This is a genomic window from Actinomyces massiliensis 4401292 (genome assembly GCF_000269805.1).
GTDB classification, from domain to species: Bacteria; Actinomycetota; Actinomycetes; order Actinomycetales; family Actinomycetaceae; genus Actinomyces; species Actinomyces massiliensis.
The window spans coordinates 1,169,659-1,190,837 of record NZ_JH711481.1; the positions used below are offsets into that span (position 1 = coordinate 1,169,659).

General features: G+C 71.1%; 16 protein-coding genes. 11 read left to right on the forward strand and 5 right to left on the reverse strand.

The window, feature by feature from the left end; all coding sequences use genetic code 11:
• Positions 1-103 precede the first annotated feature (103 nt).
• The 3 genes from W5W_RS0104975 to folE all read left to right on the forward strand — a co-directional run bounded on the left by W5W_RS0104975 (position 104) and on the right by folE (position 4,431).
• Positions 104-1,369, forward strand: a complete 1,266-nt coding sequence (locus W5W_RS0104975) for a hypothetical protein (protein ID WP_017194595.1) — start codon at positions 104-106, stop codon at positions 1,367-1,369.
• A gap of 114 nt (positions 1,370-1,483) precedes the next feature.
• On the forward strand, positions 1,484-3,862 hold the full coding sequence (ftsH, locus tag W5W_RS0104980; RefSeq protein ID WP_017194596.1) for an ATP-dependent zinc metalloprotease FtsH: 2,379 nt from the start codon (positions 1,484-1,486) through the stop codon (positions 3,860-3,862).
• Positions 3,859-4,431, forward strand: coding sequence for a GTP cyclohydrolase I FolE (gene folE / locus W5W_RS0104985; RefSeq protein ID WP_017194597.1), 573 nt, complete (start codon positions 3,859-3,861; stop codon positions 4,429-4,431). The genes ftsH and folE overlap by 4 nt, the downstream gene beginning before the upstream one ends.
• A 133-nt stretch (positions 4,432-4,564) precedes the next feature.
• Here folE and W5W_RS16640 read toward each other — a convergent pair whose 3' ends face one another.
• The 3 genes from W5W_RS16640 to W5W_RS0104995 form a co-directional block, all read right to left on the reverse strand.
• On the reverse strand, positions 4,565-5,296 hold the full coding sequence (locus tag W5W_RS16640) for a hypothetical protein (protein ID WP_238533254.1): 732 nt from the start codon (positions 5,294-5,296) through the stop codon (positions 4,565-4,567).
• A 131-nt stretch (positions 5,297-5,427) separates the two neighbouring features.
• Positions 5,428-5,781, reverse strand: coding sequence for an ATP-binding protein (locus W5W_RS16645; protein WP_238533255.1), 354 nt, complete (start codon positions 5,779-5,781; stop codon positions 5,428-5,430).
• A gap of 102 nt (positions 5,782-5,883) precedes the next feature.
• A complete protein-coding gene (locus W5W_RS0104995) occupies positions 5,884-7,128 on the reverse strand; it encodes a sensor histidine kinase (protein ID WP_017194598.1) in 1,245 nt (414 codons plus the stop codon).
• A gap of 240 nt (positions 7,129-7,368) precedes the next feature.
• Between W5W_RS0104995 and W5W_RS0105000 the strand changes: the two genes are divergently transcribed.
• Positions 7,369-8,040, forward strand: a complete 672-nt coding sequence (locus W5W_RS0105000) for a response regulator (protein WP_017194599.1) — start codon at positions 7,369-7,371, stop codon at positions 8,038-8,040.
• Positions 8,041-8,052: 12 nt separating this feature from the next.
• Here the strand turns inward: W5W_RS0105000 and W5W_RS0105005 are convergent, their stop codons facing one another.
• Entirely contained in the window at positions 8,053-10,578 is a 2,526-nt protein-coding gene (locus W5W_RS0105005) for an FtsX-like permease family protein (RefSeq protein WP_017194600.1), read from the reverse strand.
• Positions 10,578-11,603 (reverse strand): ABC transporter ATP-binding protein, encoded by a 1,026-nt coding sequence (locus W5W_RS0105010; RefSeq protein WP_017194601.1) that lies wholly within the window; start codon positions 11,601-11,603, stop codon positions 10,578-10,580. The genes W5W_RS0105005 and W5W_RS0105010 overlap by 1 nt, the downstream gene beginning before the upstream one ends.
• Positions 11,604-12,583: 980 nt before the next feature.
• Here W5W_RS0105010 and folP point away from each other — a divergent pair.
• The 7 genes from folP to panC all read left to right on the forward strand — a co-directional run bounded on the left by folP (position 12,584) and on the right by panC (position 20,893).
• Entirely contained in the window at positions 12,584-13,468 is an 885-nt protein-coding gene (folP, locus tag W5W_RS0105015) for a dihydropteroate synthase (RefSeq protein WP_008733078.1), read from the forward strand.
• On the forward strand, positions 13,465-15,471 hold the full coding sequence (gene folK / locus W5W_RS0105020) for a 2-amino-4-hydroxy-6-hydroxymethyldihydropteridine diphosphokinase (RefSeq protein ID WP_017194602.1): 2,007 nt from the start codon (positions 13,465-13,467) through the stop codon (positions 15,469-15,471). Before folP ends, folK begins: the two co-directional genes overlap by 4 nt.
• Positions 15,471-15,974: a DUF3180 family protein gene (locus W5W_RS0105025; protein WP_017194603.1), complete on the forward strand. Its 504-nt coding sequence runs from the start codon at positions 15,471-15,473 to the stop codon at positions 15,972-15,974. The genes folK and W5W_RS0105025 overlap by 1 nt, the downstream gene beginning before the upstream one ends.
• Before the next feature lie 131 nt (positions 15,975-16,105).
• A complete protein-coding gene (locus tag W5W_RS0105030; RefSeq protein ID WP_017194604.1) occupies positions 16,106-16,675 on the forward strand; it encodes a PH domain-containing protein in 570 nt (189 codons plus the stop codon).
• Positions 16,672-18,522 (forward strand): PH domain-containing protein, encoded by a 1,851-nt coding sequence (locus tag W5W_RS0105035; RefSeq protein WP_017194605.1) that lies wholly within the window; start codon positions 16,672-16,674, stop codon positions 18,520-18,522. The genes W5W_RS0105030 and W5W_RS0105035 overlap by 4 nt, the downstream gene beginning before the upstream one ends.
• 12 nt (positions 18,523-18,534) lie before the next feature.
• On the forward strand, positions 18,535-19,503 hold the full coding sequence (locus W5W_RS0105040) for a Rossmann-like and DUF2520 domain-containing protein (RefSeq protein WP_008733100.1): 969 nt from the start codon (positions 18,535-18,537) through the stop codon (positions 19,501-19,503).
• Between the two features lie 256 nt (positions 19,504-19,759).
• A complete protein-coding gene (gene panC / locus W5W_RS0105045) occupies positions 19,760-20,893 on the forward strand; it encodes a pantoate--beta-alanine ligase (RefSeq protein WP_017194606.1) in 1,134 nt (377 codons plus the stop codon).
• The last annotated feature ends 286 nt before the right edge of the window (positions 20,894-21,179 follow it).

Genomic DNA, 21,179 nt, shown 5'->3' on the forward strand with positions numbered 1-21,179 from the left:
CGTGATCTGCGGTAGACTAGTATTGCGTGCAACCCCATATCCCGCACGCACGGTAGTCTCGCCCTGGCGTCCGCCGTCCTTTGTGTTGAAGAGAAGAACTGTTGTGATCACTCGTCATGTTCCCGCCGCCACTGGGCTGACAGCCCTGGCTCTGGTTCTGACGCTCAGCGGCGCCCCGGCCGCGGCTCAGGAGACCAGTACGGCAGTGGCGCAGCCCGTGGTCGTCACGCCCAGTGCTACCGCCTCTCAGTTCGCCACCGTCGACGAGCTCATGGCCGCCCCCGGACTGGGGCAGACGGCGAGCACGAGCGGTCACGTCCGCGCGGATGACGGGGCCGGAATGACGTACTCCGTTCAGAGCTCGAACGTCTCGGGCATCCGCGGCAACATCGCGGTGCCCACGGCCGACGGCCAGTGGGCCGTGCCGACCGGCTTCGATGAGCATCCCAGCACCCGCTCCGATGCGACGGCCGTCGAGGACGAGATCACCCGGGCGCAGAGCTTCGTCAACGCGGGCGCCGGTCTCATCCAGGACGACGTCCGCCCCTCCCCGCTGACCAGCAGTGGGGTGGTTCACTCCTCCCAGACGGCCCCCTATCCGATCACGGACGCCTCCTTCGTGGGCATGACCCTCATGGGCTGGGACTACTCGCACACCACCTACGTCGCCGATGAGAACACGCGCGTCGGTTCATGGGTCGATTTCGGCCAGACCGCCGGCTCGGAGCTGGGGCAGTCCCATGCTCTCGCGCGCTGGTTCTACACTCACGGCGACCTGTGGCTCAACACGGATGACGAGTACCAGCGCGGAGACATCCTCTTCTTCTCCAAGCAGTCCCCGGGGGGCGCGGGCACCACCGGCGACTACTTCGCGAACGTCTACCACTCGGCGATCTACCTGGGCGGCGGCATGATCGCCCACGCGTCGGACTCCGGGACGGGCGTGGTCGTCGAGTCGTTGTCGAGCGCGCTCAAGCAGGACCTCTCGCTGGTCGCCCGCCCCTCCTGGCAGGCCGCTCCGGCGTCGAGCCTGCCGGAGACTCCGGCTCCTGGAACGTCCGAGCCGGGTGTCGAGGCCTCCGAGCCCGCGCCGGCGAACCCGGCGCCCCATCAGAACGAGGCGCCTGCAGCGCCGGGGCCGAGTTCGGACGACGCCACCATCGCAATCGAGGACAGCGTTCCCGGGGAGTCCGCGTCCACGGAGTCCAAGGACGTCATTGTCGTGGCGGACCCGCCCTCGCACCGTCGTGACGGACTGCTGGCCTCCACCGGCGGAGTCGGCGGAGTGGCTGCCCTGGTCGCAACCGCCCTCCTGGGAATCGGAGCGCTGCTGAGGGTGCGGCGTCGCTCCGGCGAGCACAAGGCCTGACCGGTATCCGCCTCGGACCTGCACGCCTGCCGCGAACGGTGACCGTCCTCGCGGCAGAAAGCGGTCCTTGTCGGCTAACGTCGGGGAATCGGACGCGCGAAGGGACCAACGCCGATGAAAGTACCCGGTCAGACCGGACAGAACCGCCCGAACAACCGACCCGAGAAGAAGGGTGACAAGGGCGGCTCCAAGCAGGGGGATAAGAAGCGCCGCAGCCCGCTCGGCAGCCCCCTGCTATGGGTTGCGCCCATTATCCTGATCGCGCTGCTCGTCTGGGCACTGGTGTCGGGGCTGGGCGGATACCACAGCATCGATACCTCAGAGGGTCTGGCGATCCTCAGGGACCAGGCCGGGACCGTCAAGTCCGTCACGGTGATCGACGGGAATCAGCGCGTCGAGCTCGAGCTGACCGAGAGCTACACCACGGTGCCCTCCGAGCCCGGGGAGACCGGCAAGCCGGTGGGCAAGAAGGTCCAGTTCAACTACACCGAGGCCCAGTCGGTCCAGGTTGACGAGCTGGTCCAGGCGGCCGCCCCGTCGGGCGGCTTCAACTCGGTCGTCCCGACGGCGAGCTGGTGGTCCTCCATGCTCCAGCTGATGCTTCCGATGGCGCTCTTCCTGGGAGTCATGTGGTGGCTGGTCGGGCGCATGAGCGGCGGCCGCGGCGGGGCCATGGGCTTCGGCCGGTCCAAGGCGAAGGTGGGGCAGAAGGAGATGCCCGACGTCACCTTCGACGACGTCGCCGGAGAGGACGAAGCCGTCGAGGAGCTCGAGGAGATCCGCGAGTTCCTTTCCGAGCCCGAGAAGTTCCAGGCCGTGGGCGCCAAGATCCCCAAGGGCGTCCTGCTGTACGGTCCGCCCGGAACCGGCAAGACGCTGCTGGCCCGGGCGGTGGCCGGAGAGGCGGGCGTGCCCTTCTTCTCCATGTCCGGCTCGGAGTTCGTCGAGATGTTCGTTGGCGTGGGTGCTTCGCGCGTGCGCGACCTGTTCGAGCAGGCCAAGGAGAATGCCCCCGCCATCATCTTCGTCGATGAGATCGACGCCGTCGGGCGTCACCGCGGTTCCGGCATGGGCGGGGGTCACGACGAGCGCGAGCAGACTCTCAACCAGCTGCTGGTCGAGATGGACGGCTTCGACGCCAACACCAACGTCATTCTCATCGCCGCCACCAACCGCCCCGATGTGCTCGACCCGGCGCTGCTGCGCCCCGGGCGCTTCGACCGGCAGGTGAGCGTCGAGGCCCCCGATATGGCGGGCCGCTCCGCCATCCTGCGCGTGCACGCCAAGGGCAAGCCCATGACCCGCGACGTCGACCTCGACCTGGTCGCCAAGCGCACACCGGGCTTCACCGGTGCGGACCTGGCCAATGTCCTCAACGAGGCCGCACTGCTCACCGCTCGTTCCAACGCCCAGCTCATCGACAACCGCGCCCTGGACGAGGCCATCGACCGCGTCATCGCCGGCCCCCAGAAGCGCACCCGGGTCATGAACGACCACGAGAAGGCCGTCACCGCCTACCACGAGGCCGGTCACGCCCTGTGCGCCGCCGCCGGGGCCTACTCGGACCCGGTCACCAAGGTGACGATCCTGCCGCGAGGGAAGGCCCTGGGCTACACCATGGTCATGCCCAGTGACGACAAGTACTCCACGACCCGCAACGAGCTGCTCGATCAGCTCGTCTACGCCATGGGCGGGCGAGCCGCCGAAGAGCTCGTCTTCCGCGACCCCACTACCGGCGCCTCCAACGACATCGAGAAGGCCACGGGCACCGCCCGCAAGATGGTGACCGACTTCGGCATGACCCGCACGGTCGGCGCTGTCAAGCTCGGGACCACCGAGAATGAGACGGTCCTGGGGTTGTCCGCCACCAGCCGCGACTTCTCCGAGGACGTCGCCGCGACCGTTGATGCCGAGGTGCGCGCTCTCATGGACGCCGCCCACCGCGAGGCATGGGAGATCCTGACCCGCAACCACGCCGTCCTGGAGGACCTGGCCAGCCAGCTGCTGGAGAAGGAGACGCTGCTGGAGAAGGACCTCGAGCGCATCTTCGCCCCTGTCATCAAGCAGCCCGAGCGTCCGCTGTGGCGGGCCGACGACACCCTGGTGGTGGAGGAGGCCGTGGCCGCCTCCGACTTCCCCGCAGCTGCCAAGGCGTTCTCCCGGAACGGCGAGGAGCGGGAAGGCGACGAGGAGCGGAACTCCGCCGAGGGCGGCGGTGCCGGTAGCTCCGACGGCGCGGATGATGCTGGGGGCCAGGTCGTGACCGGCGGCAACGGTGTCGACGACGACAACGCCCGCGACAGGGGCTCCGAGGACCGGGATGGCTCCGGGGACTCGGCCGGTGACGGGGGCTCCGAGGGGTCCGACGATGCAGGGGGCTCCGAGGACCGGGATGGCTCCGGGGACTCGGCCGGTGACGGGGGCTCCGAGGGGTCCGACGATGCAGGGGGCTCCGAGGACCGGGATGATGCCGCGGGGGACGCCGAGTCGTGACCTACGACGCCGATGCCGTGCGCCGGGCTGTGCGCGATCTGCTGGTCGCCGTGGGGGAGGATCCCGACCGCGAGGGCCTGCGCGAGACGCCGGAGCGGATGGCCCGCGCCTACGCGGAGATGTTCTCCGGGCTCGGCGAGGATCCCGGCGCGCATGTCGAGAGGAACTTCGACCTCGGGCACTCCGAGATGGTGCTCGTGCGGGACATCCCCCTGTACTCGGTGTGCGAGCATCATCTCCTGCCCTTTCACGGGTCCGCGCACGTCGCCTACATCCCGGGCGAGGACGGACGGGTGACGGGGCTGAGCAAGGTGGCGCGACTCGTGGACGGCTACGCCCGGCGCCCCCAGGTCCAGGAACGGCTGACGGCGCAGGTGGCCGATGCGATGGTCGAGCGCCTGGGCTGCGTGGGAGTGCTCGTCGTGGTGGAGGCCGAGCACCTGTGCATGTCGATGCGCGGCGTGCACAAGCCCGGTGCGAACACCGTGACGAGCGCGGTGCGCGGCATTATGCGCAACGCCGCCACCCGCAGCGAGGCCATGAGCCTCATCCTGGGGCGGCGGCCCTGAGCGGTACGGACAGGACCGCGGTGAATCGCTCGGCATTGGGCCGACCGAGCCGGACTGACCGCCGAGTCGCCCGTCACCACGGTCCATGGACCGGTGAACCTGAGCGGCGGCGTCGGCGCCGCCGCACCTCGCTTCAGCGGCGCCGACGCCGGCGGTGAATCTCCGGAACATCCAGCTCTGGTACCGCGCGGAGCATGAACGTGTCGAAGTCCGGCACGGTGAAGGCCGCGTATCCGTGCTGAGGCGTGTACAGGAGCCCCATGTCGATCAGTTGCGAGCGGATTGGTGCCACTTGGGACGATTCCCGGCCCATGCGGGCGGCGACGTCGGCGGCTTTCTGGGGCTCGGATCCGAGTTCCGCCATCGCGCGCATGTACGCCGTCTGCAATGGTGTGGCGCGGTCGCGTCGGACTCTGAAGAACGAACTGTCCAGCTTCGCCTCGTAGGCCTCGCGTGCGGCACCGACGTCGTCGCTGTCGATGAGGTTGTCCCTGGCGATGATCCAGGCCTGGTAGCCGAGTTCTTGAAGGAAGTACGGGTACCCGTGCGTGATGCTCACTGCGAGGTCCGCGGCGGCTTCGGTGAAGGTTGCGCCCTCGGCTTGGGCGGGCTCGATGATGGCGCGACAGGCATCCTCGGGCGCGAGTGAGTCGATGCGCGGGAACTTGAAGAGCCGTTCGGCATAGGACTTGGCGTCACCGGCTAGTTCGGCGATCTGGGGGAGTCCGGCTCCGACGAAGGTGATGGGAAGCCTCTTCTGAACTGATTTGTGCACTGCCTGGATCAAGGACTCGAGTTGTGTCGTCGTCAGGAACTGGACCTCGTCGATGAGGACTACGATGCCGGTAGTCCTCTCCTTGGCCACCTCGCCGACGGCGAGGAAGACGTCCGTGAGGTCCAGCCCCAGGTCGCCGTGGTCGGCATACCCTTCCGATGGGGCGACGTCCCATGTGACGGAGAAGGTACCCTCCCGGTCGACGGACAGGACGAAGGAGCTCAGAACCTCGGCCGCGTGACGAGCTCTCTTACTCCAACGACGCCGGGGGACAGGTGCAGGAGTGCGGCGCGGAACTTGGAGAAAATCGACTGGCGGAAGGCGGTCTCATCATGTTTGGAGGCCTCCAGCTCGACGACCTCCCATCCGATCCGCTCCGCCAGTTCGGCGAACTTGTTGAGCAGAACGGTCTTGCCGACACCGCGAAGACCCGTGATGATCATGGATTGCTCAGTGCGTCCCCTCTTGAGGCGTTCGAGCAGCACCGAGAAGGCCTCGGTCTGTCCGTCACGCCCGATGAAAGCCTCGGGGGTCGCTCCCGCATTGGGTGTGTACGGGTTGTTGATGTTGTCCACGGGACGAGGTTAGAAGTCTTATCCCGTTTTATCCATACGCAATAAAGTCCGGCGTGATCCCGGGCGTTCGCAACGCCGCCACCCGCAGCGAGGCCATGAGCCTCATCCTGGGGCGGCGGCCCTGAGCGGTACGGACAGGACCGCGGTGAATCGCTCGGTCGTACGAGTGACGTCGAAGCTTCCGCTCAAGGCCTCCACCCGTCGCTGCGCGCCCGCCAGGCCGAGCCCGGACGAGATCACGGCGCTGCGCCCCTGCCACTCACCGCGCCGTTCATCCCGATGCCCCGGCCCGGAGGCGTTGGAGGCCATGGCCTCCAGGCTCCGGCCATCGGCCTCGATGAGGAGCCGTGCACTGCCGGGCGCTGCGTGCTTGACCATATTGCTCACCAGCTCGCCGAGCACCCGTACCAGCTGCTGGCGCACTCCAGGCGGTACGGCGGCCGACTCCAGTGCGTCCAGCCCCTCGGTCTCCAGGGTGACCCGGCGGGACGCCAGAACGACGCGCGCCTCGGCGACGACCTCGCTCAGGGGTCGTGGGGCGGAGGAGGCCAGGACGTCCATGCCGACTCCACCCCCGGCGTCGCTCAGGGTCCGCAGGCTGTTCCGCAGCTGCTCGACGGCGGTGCGCACGGAGGCGGTGAGCGCGCGCAGATCGCCGGCGAGTGCGGCGTCGGGTCGGACGAGCCGGGCCTGCTCGGCGGTCATGACCGCCTGGGTGAGATCGCGCACCACCGTGTCGTGCAGCTCGGAGATGACGAGGAGGCGCTGGCGCTCCAGGTCCGCCCGGTACTGGGCGGCCGCCGCGTCGACCTGCATCCGCGGCTGACGCAGGAGCTCGGCGACGACGAGGCAGGTGGCTCCCATGAACAGGACGGGGAGGTACCCCTGCCACACCGCGAACTCGTTCGGTGGGCTCAACAGGAAGAAGACGAAAGTCGCCACGACGTTCGCGGCCAGCAGGCCGTAGGCGCCGACCCTGCTGAAGCCGCGAGTCAGGAGCACCGCGGTGCACAGCCAGGGCCCCATGGCCGGAAGGACCGGGCTGAGATAGGCGCCGTGGTCGAGTGCCAGGAGGAAGATGCAGGAGGTCAGGAGACTGATCGCGCTGGCCCCCAGCGGCCACACCGAGAGCATCGCGATCCCGATGCCGCTGACCACGACGATGTACGCATCGGTGGCCTCGAAGGGCTCGAGAGCCACGACGGAGATCAGGGTGAGCAGGCCGGCGCAGGCCAGGCCCAGCAGGTGGGTGCGCCACCCGGGCGTCCAGGTGGAGAATCGCGTGCGGGCCAGCAGTCCGGTGGTGCTCGCTGCGTCTGCCGCGGGTCCTGGGTTCGTTGCGCCCACTGTGGGCCCTGGGTCCGCTGGTTTCGCCGCGGGTTCTGGGCCCGTTGCGGGTCTTGCGCCTGCTGCGGGTCTTGCGCCTGCTGCGGGTCCTGGGCCTGCTGGGGCCGCTGCGGGCCTTGCGTCTGTTGCGGGTCCTGGGCCCACCGCGCCCACTGCGAGCCCCGCGCCCTCCGCCGCCCCGGTCGGTCCTGCCCCGAGTCTCATGACCACCCCCTGCCTCTCAATGGTTAGCATCCTGCCATGGCTCCCACGAACCCGCCCGGATCCCCGTCGTCGGCGGTCCGGGTCGCGCTCGTCGACGACGACTCCTTCGTCCTGACCGCTCTGCGCAACTACCTGGCCTCCTCGGAGCGGATCGAGGTCGCCTCCGCCTTCGACCGCGGCCGGGATGCTCTCGCCTTTCTGCGGAGGGTGCCCGTCGACGTCCTGCTCACCGATGTGCGCATGCCCGGCATGGACGGGCTGGAGCTCCTGAGCCGCGTCCGGGCCGAGCATCCGGGGATCGCCGTCGTCGTCCTGACCTCCTTCGATGACGACGAGGCCATGCTCGCCGCCCTGTCGCAGTCGGCCAATGGCTTCCTCCTCAAGGACTCGGCCCCCGAGGAGATCGTGCGGGCCGTCCTCGCCGCGGCCGATGGCGGCACCACCATCTCCCCGGCCACCGCATCCCGGTTGGTGGCCCGCCATCTGCGTCCCGCTCGCCAGGGCACCCGCCCCGACCTGACCGAGGCCGAGCAGGAGGTTCTCGCCCAGCTGTGCGAGGGCTACTCCAATGCGGAGATCGCGCAGCGCCTCGTCGTCGCCGAGTCCACCGTCAAGACCCACGTCTCCCACCTCATGAGGAAGTACGGGGCGGCCTCCCGCCTCAAGCTCGTCGTCGCCGTGCACCGGGAGCGGGAGGCCGCGCTCTGAGAGGGCCCTCACTCAGTCCGTCGCCAGGGCCGTTACCGGCGTCACCCGGCCCGCGCGCCCGGCCGGTCGCAGTGCGGCTGCGAGGCCGACGAGCAGCGTGACGGCGAGGACGCCGGCCAGCGGGAGGTAGGGGATGAAGACGCTGATTCCCCCGTCGCTCAGGACCGCGAGCGTGCCCGCCGCCCCCAGCGCGGTCCCGATGACGACGCCCAGGACACCGCCGATGAGGGCCAGGAGGGAGGCCTCGATGACGATGAGGCGTCTGACCTGCGAGCGGTCGGTGCCGGTGGCTCGCAGCAGGCCGATCTCGCGGGTGCGCTCCAGGACGCTCACGTCCGTGGTGTTGGCCAGCCCGCTCAGGGCGATGATGAGGGCCGCCGCCATGACCAGGCAGATGGTGAACACCGTCCGGTGCATCAGGTCCGTGAACTCGTTGCGTCCCTCCGCGCTCCCCCTGACCATGAGATCCTGGCCGCGGGTGGCCTGACGGACGGCATTCTCGACCGATTCCGAGGAACCGGCGCCCGTGGTGCGCACCCACATGATGGCGTCGGTCGGCTCCCCGCCGGTCAGGCGCTCGGCGGTGGCGGGGGTGATGGCGGCGCCCCACCCCTCCCTCACGCGGGCGGTCAGCTCGACGTCGCCCGCCGGGCCGGTGAGGGTCACGGCGGCGCCGTCGGGGATGCGGTAGAGCTCCCCGACGATGAGCGTGCGGTCGTCGAGGTCCTCCAGGCCCTTGGTGGAGCGCACGACGGGGGCGACCGCGGAGGTGTTGATGGACAGGACGTCGATGCTGTCGGTCGCGCCGTCCACGGTCTGGGTGAGGTCGAGGCTGGGGACGAGGATCGTGGACTCCACGCCCTCGGTCGACTCGACGGTGGAGGTGAGCGCGGCGGTGTCGGTCTGCGGGGTCACACCGAAGACCGTGATGTCGGTGGGCGAGCCCTGGTTCACGATGCTCTGGAAGGAGGAGTTGAAGGAGAACAGGCCCACGAACAGGACCGAGCCGACCAGGACGCAGACGAGGAGCGTGGCGGCTGTCGCCGCCGAGCGTCCGGGGTTGCGGACCAGGTTGCGGGCGGCCAGGTGGAGGATCGGGTAGCGGCCATCGGAGCCGGCGCGTCCGATGAGACCGACGATGAGGCTCACCAGCAGGGGCAGGGCCGCCAGGAGCCCGAGGACGACGAGGACGGCGCCGCCGGCCACGATGTAGAGGTTGTGCCCGGTCGTCCCCGGGACGACGAGGACGGCGCCGGCCAGGGCGATGATGAGTCCGGTGATGGCGGCCAGCCGCTGCCCGCGTCCGACGCGCTTGGCGCCGACCGTGCTGCCGCTCAGGGCGACGAGCGGGGAGATGCGGGTGGCCCGGTGCGCGGGGCGCAGCACGGCCGCGAGCGTGACCAGCGTGCCGAGCACGACGGCGCCCGCCAGGGAGACGGGGGAGATGGTGAGGTGGGCGTCCAGGTTCTCGATGACTCCCGAGCGGATGAGGAGGGCGGCTCCCGCGGTCCCTGCGATGACGCCGACGACGGACCCGGCCGTTCCGGTGACGACGGCGGTGCGCAGCACGGCGAGCATGATCTGCCTGCGGCTCGCGCCGATGCAGCGCACGAGGCCGATGGTGCGGTTCTGACGTGCCACGAGGGTGGTGAAGGTGGTGGCGATGACGATGCCCGCGACCACCGCGCACACGGGCGTCAGCAGGTTGAGGACCATGGCGACCATCGTGCCGCCCGATTGGGCGGAGGCGGCGCGTTCGGCGACGGCGTCGTCGGCGTCCACCACGAAGGCGCCGGGTCGGACGGCGTGGACGGTCTCGGCGACCTCGTCCACCAGGGCGCCGGTACTGGTCCCCGGCCTCGCCGTCACGTACAGGTGGTTGTAGCTGGTGATCGCGCCCATGGCCTCGAACTGGTCGACCGTGGCGTAGACGGTGCCCCCCGTCCCCTTGTCCAGGCCCGCGTCGGCCCCGGGGGAGACCACGCCCACGATGGTCGGGCTGGTATGGACTATGTCATCCGTGCCGTCGGCGTCGCCGGTGCCGTTGGTGCCGCTGGTGCCGCGGTCGTAGCCGTTCTTGAGGCGGATGGTGTCCCCGACGCCGAGCCCCTGCTGCTCGGCGAGGCGGGTGTCGATGGCGACCTCGCCGGTGCCGATCGGCAGACGCCCGGCCGCCAGGGTGGTGTACTGGCTGAGCACGGGCACGTCCCGAATCATGATCGCGCTGCCCACGGTGCCCGCGAGCTGGCGCGGCAGGTCGAGTTGGAGGATGCCCCAGTGCTCGCCGCGCACGGAGGCGACGCCGTCGAGGTCGGCGAGTCGGGAGATGAGGTTGTCGTCGAGGTGGCCGTCGGTGCTGCTGAGCTGGCGTCCCGAGGCGACGACGACGTCGGCGCCGCCGATGGACAGGCGGGCCTCGGCCCGCATCTGGGTGCGGAAGGAGTCGGAGAGGATGAAGGCGAAGGCGATAAGGGCGGCGCTCATGGCCACGGCCACGAAGGCCGCAGCGGCGCGGCGCGCGTCGAGCAGGGAGGGCATCAGCGGGCCTCCCTGCGAGTCGCGGCGGTGCTGGCGGTGGTCCCCGTGCCCGTGGGGGCCGCCGGGCCTGCCGAGGTCGCTGGACCCGCCGGCCTTGCCGGGGCTGCTGTGCCTGCTGTGCCCGTGGGGGCCGCCGGGGTTGCCGGGTCCGTGGGGGCTGCCGGCCCCGCGGGAGTGACCCAGCCTGCCGGGGCCGCTGTGCCTGCTGTGCCTGCCGGGGCTGCTGCGCCCGCCGGCCTCGCCGGGGCCGCCGCGGCGTGCGTGCTGGTCGGGCGGCGCACGGCGTCGTCGCCGATGATCCGTCCGTCGCGCAGGCGGATCACGCGGTTGGTGGCGGCCGCTGCGTTCTCGTCGTGGGTGACCATGACGACGGTCTGACCGAGGTTGTCGCACATGCGGGCCAGCGCCTGCAGGAGGGACGCGGCCGAGGCGGTGTCGAGGGCCCCGGTGGGCTCGTCGGCGAAGACGACCTGGGGGCGGCCGATGAGAGCGCGGGCGATGGCGACTCTCTGCTGCTGGCCGCCGGAGAGCTCAGCGGGGCGGTGGGCGAGGCGGTCGCCGATGCCCAGGGCTGCGATGACGGCGTCATGCCAGTTCGGGTCGGGGGTGCGGTGGGCCAGGCGGGTGGGCAGGAGGATGTTCTCCTCCGCGGTGAGGGTGGGCAGGAGGTTGAAGGCCTGGAAGACGAAGCCGAGCTGGTCGCGGCGCACGGCGGTCAGCTGCTTGTCGTTCATGCCGGCCAGATCGCGGCCGGCGATGAGGACGTGCCCGGATGCGGGGGTGTCCAGGCCGGCCAAGCAGTGCAGGAGGGTGGACTTGCCCGAGCCCGACGGGCCCATGACGGCGACGAACTGGCCGCGGCTCACGGTCAGGCTCACGCCGTCCAGGGCGGCCACCCGCGCCTCGCCGGAGCCGTAGATCTTGGTGAGGTCCCGGGCCTCGACCACGACGTCGGTGGGCGGGGCGGTGGTGGGTCCCGGCGCCGGTTGGGAGGACCGGTGCGGGAGGGATGGGGCGTGAGGCATGACCGTCTCCTTCGAGGTGACTGGGATGTCCGAGATGACCGAGACCCGAGCAGGTCCCGGATGATGCCTCAAGGCTAGGAATCGGCGTCATGGCGCTGGAATGCGTCGAAGGGGCCGACGTGGCCAGGATGTCCGACGAAAGGGGGAGGCGGGCTTGCGGGGCGGCCGGATTCGTGCGGGCGGGGCGGCGCCCGGACCCGACCCGTCTTCTTCGCCGAGATCGGTTCAGTTCCGCATCGAGATCGGTCCGGCGGGGTCGCGCCCGGCTGCCGGGGTCACGAGACGGGCATCTCTGCACGAGACCGGCATTTCCGCGCGAGTCAACGGGGCCGTCGTCGGACTCACGCAGAAATGTCGAGTTCGATGTGCCGAGGCGGTGCGCCAGTGGGGCTGTTCCTCCGCGGACGCAGGATCGGGCCCGCTCCTGGCCCCCGGCGCCGTCGTCGGACTCGAACAGGAATGCTCACGTCGGCGGGGCTATCAGCGGCAGATCCTGGAGGAGGCGGAGGACACGCTCGGAATGCCCGCGTCGGCGGGACCACCAGTGCGGGCGGGACGACCAAGAGGCTCGCCGAGCCTCTCACGGGTCGCATTCGACGCTAGCGGTGCGGGTGGGACGACCCCGCCCCCGACAGGCTCATCGCCCGGGGCGAGGGCCGCATCCTTATGCTCAACCGCTCCCGGACCTCGGGACACGTTCTCACTCATCGTGAACATCCCCGACCGTCGACGGCCTGCGCGTCGTCGACGCTCTCGGGACGAGTACCCGCGGGGCGGAACCGATCTCGAGCCGGAACTGAACCGATCTTGACGCGGAATACGACCGATCTCGGCGAAGGGACGGGTCGGGGAGGCGAAGGAGCGGGGACGCGGGGAGACGCCCGCGGAGCATCCCGGTCGGCTGTGGGCGGACTCGCCGTCCGACCTTCCTGCGCCTCGCCGCTCCCGAAGAAATTCGCGTGCACCGTTACCCTGGGAGGGTGACTGATGTCCTGCACCCCGCACCGGTGCCTCTGCCGTCCCCTCTCGCGGAGGCCTCGGCGGCCGGTCGGACCCTGGTGATGGGCATCATCAACGTTACTCCGGACTCATTCTCCGACGGCGGCCGTTGGGAGACCGCGGACCTCGCCGTCGCCCACGGCCGTCAGCTTCTCGCCCAGGGCGCCGACATCGTGGACGTCGGCGGCGAGTCCACCCGTCCTGGCGCCGTTCGCGTCACCCCCGAGGTCGAGCAGGCGCGCGTCATCCCCGTCGTGCGCGCGCTCGCGGACGATGGCGCGGCCGTCTCCATCGACACCATTCACGCCGCCACCGCCGAGGCGGCCGTCGGGGCCGGTGCCGTTGTCGTCAACGACGTCTCCGGGGGCCTGGCCGACGCCGATATGCACCAGGTGGTCGCCGAGACCGGCGTCGTCTACGTCTGCCAGCACTGGCGCGGCGACCCTGAGACCATGGATCGCCTGACCGACTACAGCGCCCACGGCGATGTCGTGTCCGGTGTCGAGGCCGAGTTGCGCGAGCGCCTGAACGAGCTCGATGCTGCCGGGGTCGATCGTCGTCAGGTGGTCGTTGATCCCGGCCTCGGCTTCGCCAAGACCCATCAGCAGTCGTGGCAGCTCCTGGCCGCCACCGAGCGTCTGCGCCGGGAGCTGGGCCTGCCCGTCCTCATCGGCTCCTCGCGCAAGCGCTTCCTGTCCCTGAGTCTGCCCGAGTCCGCGGCGGCCGACCCGATCGCCCGAGACGCCGCCACCGCAGCCACCACGGCCCTCGTCGCCCTCGCCGGCGCCTGGGCAGTACGAGTCCATGAGATCCCGGCCAACCGGGACGCCGTCCGAACCGCCTCCCTCTGGAAGGAACACCGATGACCACCACCACGCCCGATCAGATCCGGCTGTCGGGCCTGTCCGCCCGCGGGTACCACGGCGTCCTCCCCTTCGAACGCACCGAGGGCCAGCTCTTCACCGCCGATGTCACCCTCGACCTGGGCGAGCGCGGTACCGCGGTCGCCTCCGTCACCGATGCGGTCAAGGACGCCGTCGACTACTCCGAGGTCGCCCGGGCGGTCGTCGCCGTGATCGAGGGGGAGCCGGTGAGTCTCATCGAGACCCTCGCCGCTCGTGTCGGCGAGACCGTGCTGGCCTTCCCGCGCGTGAGCGCCGTCGAGGTCACCATCCACAAGCCCCAGGCGCCCCTGGACGTCGCCTTCGAGGACGTCTCGGTGACGATTCATCGCACCGGCGGCGAGGGCGGTCATCCACTCTCCGGTCATGCGTCGGACCAGGCCGTCGTCCCCGACTCGGCGTCCGGCCAGTGGCCGGCCCAGGCTTCCGGGACTACCGGCGACCCTGTCGGGAGCCCGGCCGTCGCGGAGGGCATCGCCGCGGCGGGCGTCGGGATGGGCTCTGCGGCCGGTGACGGACAGGATGCCGGTGAGAGCCGGGCTCCCGAGGGCGCCCCGGGTCTCGGGGGCGTTGAGCCGTGGTCGGGCTCGTCGGCGGACGGCGCCGGCGGCCCTGCGGAGGCGAACGTGCCGTGGGGGAGCGAGCCCGCGGTTGACGCCGTCGCCTCCGATCAGATGGCTCAGCCGTGGCAGGGCGCGCCGCTGGACGGCGGCGCCGGCGACCCCGGGACGGTCGTCGGGCTGCCCGGCGAGTCGGCTCCGCCGTGGCAGGGCGCGCCCACTGGAGATGCCGGGGATGCGGTCGCGCCCGCTCCCGCGGCCCCCGTGCCGGCACCGGCCGATGTCCTGGGACAGCGTCCGGCCGAGCCGGTCGATGCGGTCATCGCGCTGGGAGGCAACGTCGGCGGGGTCGTTCCCGCTCTGCGGTCGACAGTGCGCACCCTGCGGGAGACCGACGGCATCGAGGTCACCAGCGTCGCGCCGCTGGCCCGCACGGCCGCCATCGTCGAGCCCGGCGGCTCGGAGCAGCCGGACTACCTCAACACCGTTGTGCTGATAGCGACGACGCTCTCGCCGCGTGAGCTCCTCGCCGTCTGCCAGGGTCTGGAGGACGACGCCGGGCGCGTGCGCACCGAGCCGAAGGGCCCGCGCACCCTGGATGTGGACATCGTCACCTATGAGGGCGTCACCTCCGATGATCCTGAACTGGTCCTGCCGCATCCGCGCGCGGCCCAGCGCGCCTTCGTCCTGGTTCCCTGGGCGCAGGCCGATCCCTTCGCCGAGATCGGCAACCAGTACGTCGCCTCCCTCGCCGAGGCCGCCTCCGACCGCGACGGCGTGCGCTGGCTCGCGCTCGACTGGCTGGACTCCGACCACCTTCCCGCGCTGCCGACCGGCCAGTACGTGGCTCCCCCCGACTCCGGGGACGACCAGCTCGGGATGACCGTGGGCGATTCCGAGATCGGGGGCGGCGGTGTTGACGGCGCCGGTTCCCCGGCAGACGGCGGCATGCCCGCGGACGCCGGAGTGGAGAGGGCGCGCTCGGCCGAACCGGTCGTGGATGCGATGCCCGACGCGATGCCTCGCCAGGCGGGCGCCCCGGTGGCCGACCCCATGACGGACAGGCCCGAGGTCCCCGGCATGCCCGACATCCCCGGCATGGTTGATTCGGCGCCCGGTCAGCCGGCCAATGCCGCTGACATGCCCGGACATGTGCCCGGAGGCGGTGCGATGCCCATTGGTCAGCAGATGCCTCAGGACCCGGCCTACCCGCGCTCGCCTCAGGTCGGCTCCGCCCCGCAGGCGGGTTCCGCTCCGCAGGCCGGCTCCGCCCCTCAGGCCGGTTCTGCGCCTCAGGCCGGCTCCGCTCCGCAGGTCGGCGGTTCGCAGGACGAGCCCTGGGCCTCGCCCCTGAACTGGAGTGACGTCATCGGTAGGAATGGACATGGGCAGGGGCAGGGACTCTGATGTTCCGCACGCGCTGGACCACGGTCCTCGCGTGCCTCATCGCGCCCGCGGTCGTCACCTGGGTCGTCTCTGACCTCTCGCTGCGCCACCACGGGTGGGTGCCGTCGCTGACGCCCTGGGGGGCCGTTGTCGCACTGGTCATCTCCGTGATCGTGTTCATCGCCGGGCTCGCGGTGCGGCGTCTGCGCGCTCACGAGTCCACCTGGATCACGCCCACCGGTGCGGCCACGACCGCCGTCGCCGCCCAGGCCTCGGCGATCGTCGGCGCCCTCGTTGGAGGGGTCTACGCCGGGGAGATCGCCACGGCTCTCCTGGCGCCGCCCTCGCCCGCCATGTCCTCGCTGGCGTGGTGCGCGGCCGCCTGCCTGGCGTCGTGCGTCCTGTGGTGCGGCGTCGGTCTGCTCGTGGAGCACTGGTGCGCCATCGACATGGATGACGACGACGATCACGGCGGGCACGGCTCGGAGTCCTCTTCCGTCCCCGATAGCGGCGCCCCCGCTTGACGAGCCCCGGTCCCGGACCGGCCCCAGTCCCGGAGTGCCCCCGGAGTGAGGGCATGATGCGGTTCGCCCTCGCAGGAGGGCGCCCCGAGCGAGGAGCTTCGACAAACCTTGAGGAGCAAGGATGAGCAAGGATGAGCGCCGTGAATGAACCCGCCTCCACGAGTGCTGTGAGTTCTGTGAGTACTGCTGGTCGCGCCCCGACTCCCGGCTCGACCAGTGCGGGCGACCCCTTCAACCCGGATGGCGTCGTCTTCCAGCCCGTCTCGCGCAGGCTCATCGCCGTCCGCGTCGTGGGCATCCTCCTCGGCCTCGGAGCGCTTGCGGCCGTCTTCGTCGTCGGCGCGCTCGTGCGGTACTCGTGGATGTGGGTCGGCGCCGCGGTGGTGGTGGGCTTCGCCGCGTGGGCCGTTTGGCTCGTCCCGCGTCAGGTGCGCGCCATGGGCTACGCCCTGACCGCCGATCATCTGCTGTGGCGCAAGGGCATCATGTTCCGGCGCATCTGCGTGGTCCCCTACGGGCGGATGCAGTACGTCGATACCTCGCAGGGGCCGCTGGCCGCCTGGTTGGGGATCGCCGAAGTCCGGCTGCACACGGCTGCGGCGAGCACGGATGCGACCATCAACGGGCTGCCGGTCAAGGAGGCCGAGCACCTGCGTCGCCTGCTCGCCGACCGCGGTGAGCAGAGAATGGCCGGCCTGTGAGCGCCGCTGCCGGGCGCCGCATCGCCGTGCCGGACGGCGTCGACTGGCGCCGCATGCACCCGGTCTCCCCGCTCCTGGAGGGCTGGAAGGTCGTGACGGCGGTCATCGCCGTCCTCACCGTCCGCAACGTCGATAACCTGGTCGAGGCCTATCGGTATGCCACGGCTCACGGGATCGATCTTGCCCACGGCGTCGTGCGCTGGGTCGTGATGGGGAGCCTGGCCGCGATCGCGGCGGTGGTCGCCTTCCTCTTCCTGCGGTGGTGGGCGAAGAGTTACGCCGTGGACCGCGACGGCGTCTACCTGCGCAGCGGCATCCTCGTCAAGCAGCTGCGGATCGCCCGCCTGCCGCGCATCCAATCCGTCGATATCATCCACCCGCTGCTGGGCAGGATCCTCGGACTGGGCCAATTGACGGTGGAGGTCGCGGGCGGCTCGGATTCGCGGATCGTCATCGGCTACCTGACCACCGCTCGGCTCGAGGCCCTGCGCGACCGCATCCTCGACCTCGCCGCCGGAGCCGGGGCTGCTGCTGATGCCGCTTCCACGGCCGGCGCCTCCGCCGTCCACGTCTGCGCTGCCGACGACGCCGGGGCGCCCCCTGCCGGACAGACCGATACGACCTGCTCCCGGCCAGGCGCTCCTCGCACCGGAGCCGACCGCGCCGACGGTCCTGGGCGGGCGGATCGGGCGGATCGGGAGCGTGCCCCCGCCCCTCTCGGCTTCGAGGATGCGATGAGCGCCCCGCCGCTGCGCGATGCCGGCGGGCGCCAGGAGCATCCGCTGTACACCGTGAGCCCCGCGATCCTCGTCGGCTCGATTCTCCGCTCGGTCATGACCCTGTGGGCCGTCTTGATCGTCGTCGTCATTGTCGCAGCGGTTGTCATTGCGATCGTCTTCGATGGCATGGGAGGCGGTGTTCTGCTATCGAGCCTCGCCGCTCCCGTCGCGATCATCGGAGCCGTGTGGAACCGTTTCAACCGCGGCTGGGGGTTCCGGGCCGCGGCGGTGCCGACGGGCATCCGTGTGAGGTTCGGGCTCACCTCTGAGGTCTCCTTGACTCTTCCGCCGGGGCGGGTTCACGGCGTGGGCATCGAGCAGAGCCCGCTGTGGCGGCGCAAGGACTGGTGGCGGGTCAAGGTCGGCATGGCGGGCAGGACCGGGAGGAAGCCGTCCGACGGCTCCTCCACTGAACAGCGCAACGGCAGTACCGGCAGCGTGCTGCTGCCCGTGGGGGAGCGGCGCACCGCGCTGCGGGCGCTGTGGCTGGTGGTGCCCGACCTGGGCGTGCCCGATCCCGACGGCTTTCTCGCCGCGGCGCTGTCCGGGGCCGACGACGACGGCGTCGGCAGTCCGGACGCGCCGATCGGTGCGCCGGAGCGCGGCTTCATCCGCATCTCGCCGCGCGGCAGGGTCTTCTCGCCGCTGGCCTGGCGTCGTGAGGCGATCGCCCTGACCGGTACGTGCGTCGTGCTGCGCACCGGCCGCTGGTGGCGTCGCACCAGTGTGGTGCCCTATGAGCGCATTCAGTCGATGCGGGTGCGCCAGGGGCCGCTGGCCCGGCGACGGGGACTGGCCGCCATCCACCTCGACATGGTGGACCACGCGGTGGGCACGACTCTGAGCAACCTCGAGGCGACCGAGGCGGCTGAGATCCAGAGGGTCGTCTCCGAGCGCGCGCTGCGCCGTCGTCGCGCCGAGAGGCTCGACCGCTGGCTCGCCCGAGCCGTCGAGGGCACTGATGGCGGCCCTGGCGGCCCCGAGGGCCCCGATGAGGGCTCTCAGGGCGGCCCCGAGGGCTCTTCCGATGATCGCGGCGGTCCTGCCGGCTCCGCCGGGGCGGCGTGAGACGATCGGTGCATGTCTGAGACTTCCGCGAACTCCTCGGCTCCCTCGAACGCATCCGCCGGCTCGCGACCGGGTCGGCTCGGCGTCGGCATCATCTCCGCGGGGCGCGTGGGCGCGGTGCTGGGAAGCGCCCTGCGCGCGGTCGACCACCAGGTGATCGGTGTGCACGCCGTCTCGGAGGCCAGCCGGGAGCGCGCCGAGGCGCTTCTGCCCGGAGTCCCCGTGCTCGACGTCGAGGAGATCGTCGAGCGCGCCGAACTGGTGATGCTCGCCGTCCCCGACGACGCCCTGGCCACGCTCGTCAAGGGCCTGGCCGACCTCGGCCGGTGGCAGCCCGGTCAGCTGGTCGTCCACACCTCGGGGCGCTACGGGATCGGCATCCTCGAACCCGCCCGCAGACTGGGCGCCATCCCGCTCGCCCTCCATCCGGCCATGACCTTCGGCGGGTTCTCCACCGACGTGGCCCGCCTGACCGGCTGCCCCATGGCCGTCACCGCTCCCGACGCCGTCCTGCCCATTGCGCAGGCTCTGGCCGTCGAGCTCGGCGGCGAGCCCTTCGTCCTGGCCGAGGATGCCCGCCCCGCCTACCATGCGGCGCTGGCTCATGGAGCGAACCATCTGGTGACCCTGGTCGATCAGGCTGTGCGCATCCTGACGGCCGCGGGCGTCGAGGGCGGTGCCGCCACGCTCGGCCCGCTGCTCGGCGCCGCGCTGGATCGGGCACTGACCGAGGACGCTGATTCCGTGCTGACCGGGTTGACCGGCCCGGTCTCGCGCGGCGACGCCGGCACCGTCCGCTCCCACATCGAGGCGCTGGAGGCCCTGCGCGATGACGAGGGGCGCGGGCTGGAGGACGTGGTGGACACCTACCGGGCGCTCGCGCTGGCCACGACCCGGCGTGTGAAGGACACGCGTCGGATCACCGGAGCCCAGGCCGAGGATCTGCGCGAGGCGCTCGCCCCGCGGGATGACGCCGGGTGAGTCGGGCTCGCCAGTGATGTCGAGTGCGATGCCGAGGGCGATGACGAGATCGACTTTTTCGAACGAGATCGACGGTGGCACCGTCGACTTCGTTCGAGGATGTCGATCTCGACCCCGGATCCCCGGATCGCGTTCGAGTCGGCCGCCCATCGGCTCGATCATCTAGCGTGTGCCCATGACGACTCCCGTTTCGCCCGCCTCCGCCCCCGCATCCGCATCTGCCGCGCCCGCCCCTCGCTGCGATCGGGTAACTCTGGTGCGCAGTCGCGACGAGCTCGCCGCCGCGCTCGCCGTTGATGAGGGAGCCGACAGGGCAGATAGAGCCGACAGTGTTGGCGGTGCCGACCGCGTTGGCGGGGGCGACAAGACCGATAGGGCCGACAGGGTCAACGGGGGCGACAGAGCCGACGGGGCAGCCAAGGCCGGAAGCGCTGGCGCCGCTCGTCATGCCGGCGGTTTCGCCGGTGCCGGTGGCGTTCCTCGTGCCGGTGGCGTCCCGCGCGCCGTCGTCATGACCATGGGCGCGCTCCACCAGGGGCACTTCGATCTCGTGGCCGAGGCCGCCCGCAGGGTGGGCGCGGACGGGACCGTCGTCGTCACCATCTTCGTCAACCCGCTCCAGTTCGCCGCCGGGGAGGATCTGGACGCCTACCCGCGCACCCTGGAGGCCGACGTCGAGGGCCTGACCGCCGCTCTGCGCGCCCCGGGGGAGGACGGTCTCGCCGTCGGACGGCTCATCGTCTTCGCGCCTGCGCCGGAGGTCATGTACCCGAATGGAGAGCCCTCCGTGCGCCTCGACCCCGGCCCGATCGCCACCGTCCTGGAGGGCGCCACCAGGCCCACGCATTTCGCGGGCGTCCTGCAGGTGGTGCTGACCCTCATGCACCTGACCCGCCCGCACTGGGCGCTGTTCGGCCGCAAGGACGCTCAGCAGCTGGCGCTCGTGCGCGCCATGGTCCGCGACCTCGCCGTGCCGGTGGAGATCGTGCCGGTCGACATCCGCCGTGAGCCCGACGGCCTGGCCATGAGTTCGCGCAACGCCTATCTGAGTGCGCGGGAGCGCGAGCAGGCCCTGGCCCTGTCCCAGGCGTTGGCCGCGGGCCGGGAGGCGGCGCGGGCCGGGGCTGATGCGGCCGGGGTGAGGACGGCGGCGCTGGAGGTGCTGGAGAAGGCGCCGGGCGTTGAGGTGGACTACGCGGCCGTGGTCGATCCCGACAGCTTCGTGGATCTTTCGGGTGCCGGTCTGGGCCTGCCCGGCGGGTCCGTTCAGCCCGCCGGGGCAGTTGAGCTGGCAGGGCCCTCTCAGCCGGTGGGGCCGGTCCTGCTGGCGCTGGCCGCCCGGGTCGGCACGACCCGGCTCATCGACAACGCCCTCATCGACCTGCGGTGACTCGGGTTACTCAGGGACTCGGGTGACCCGGGTGACTCAGCGACTCGGGCGACTCAGCGAATCGCGCCTTCTTGGGCGCCTCCCTGCGATGGCGCCCTGTCCCCACCGGGCGGATCATTGGCGGGCCGGGCCGGACCGGGCGGTCCGCACCGCAGTGCCCGGGACTGGTGAGGCTGCTGGGGCCGCCGGGGCTGTCAAGTAGATCACCATCGGGAGACCGGGCTTTGGCGGGGCGCGCCGTCCTGCATAATCTTGCCGCGATGACTTCACGCTTGCGGACGATGAT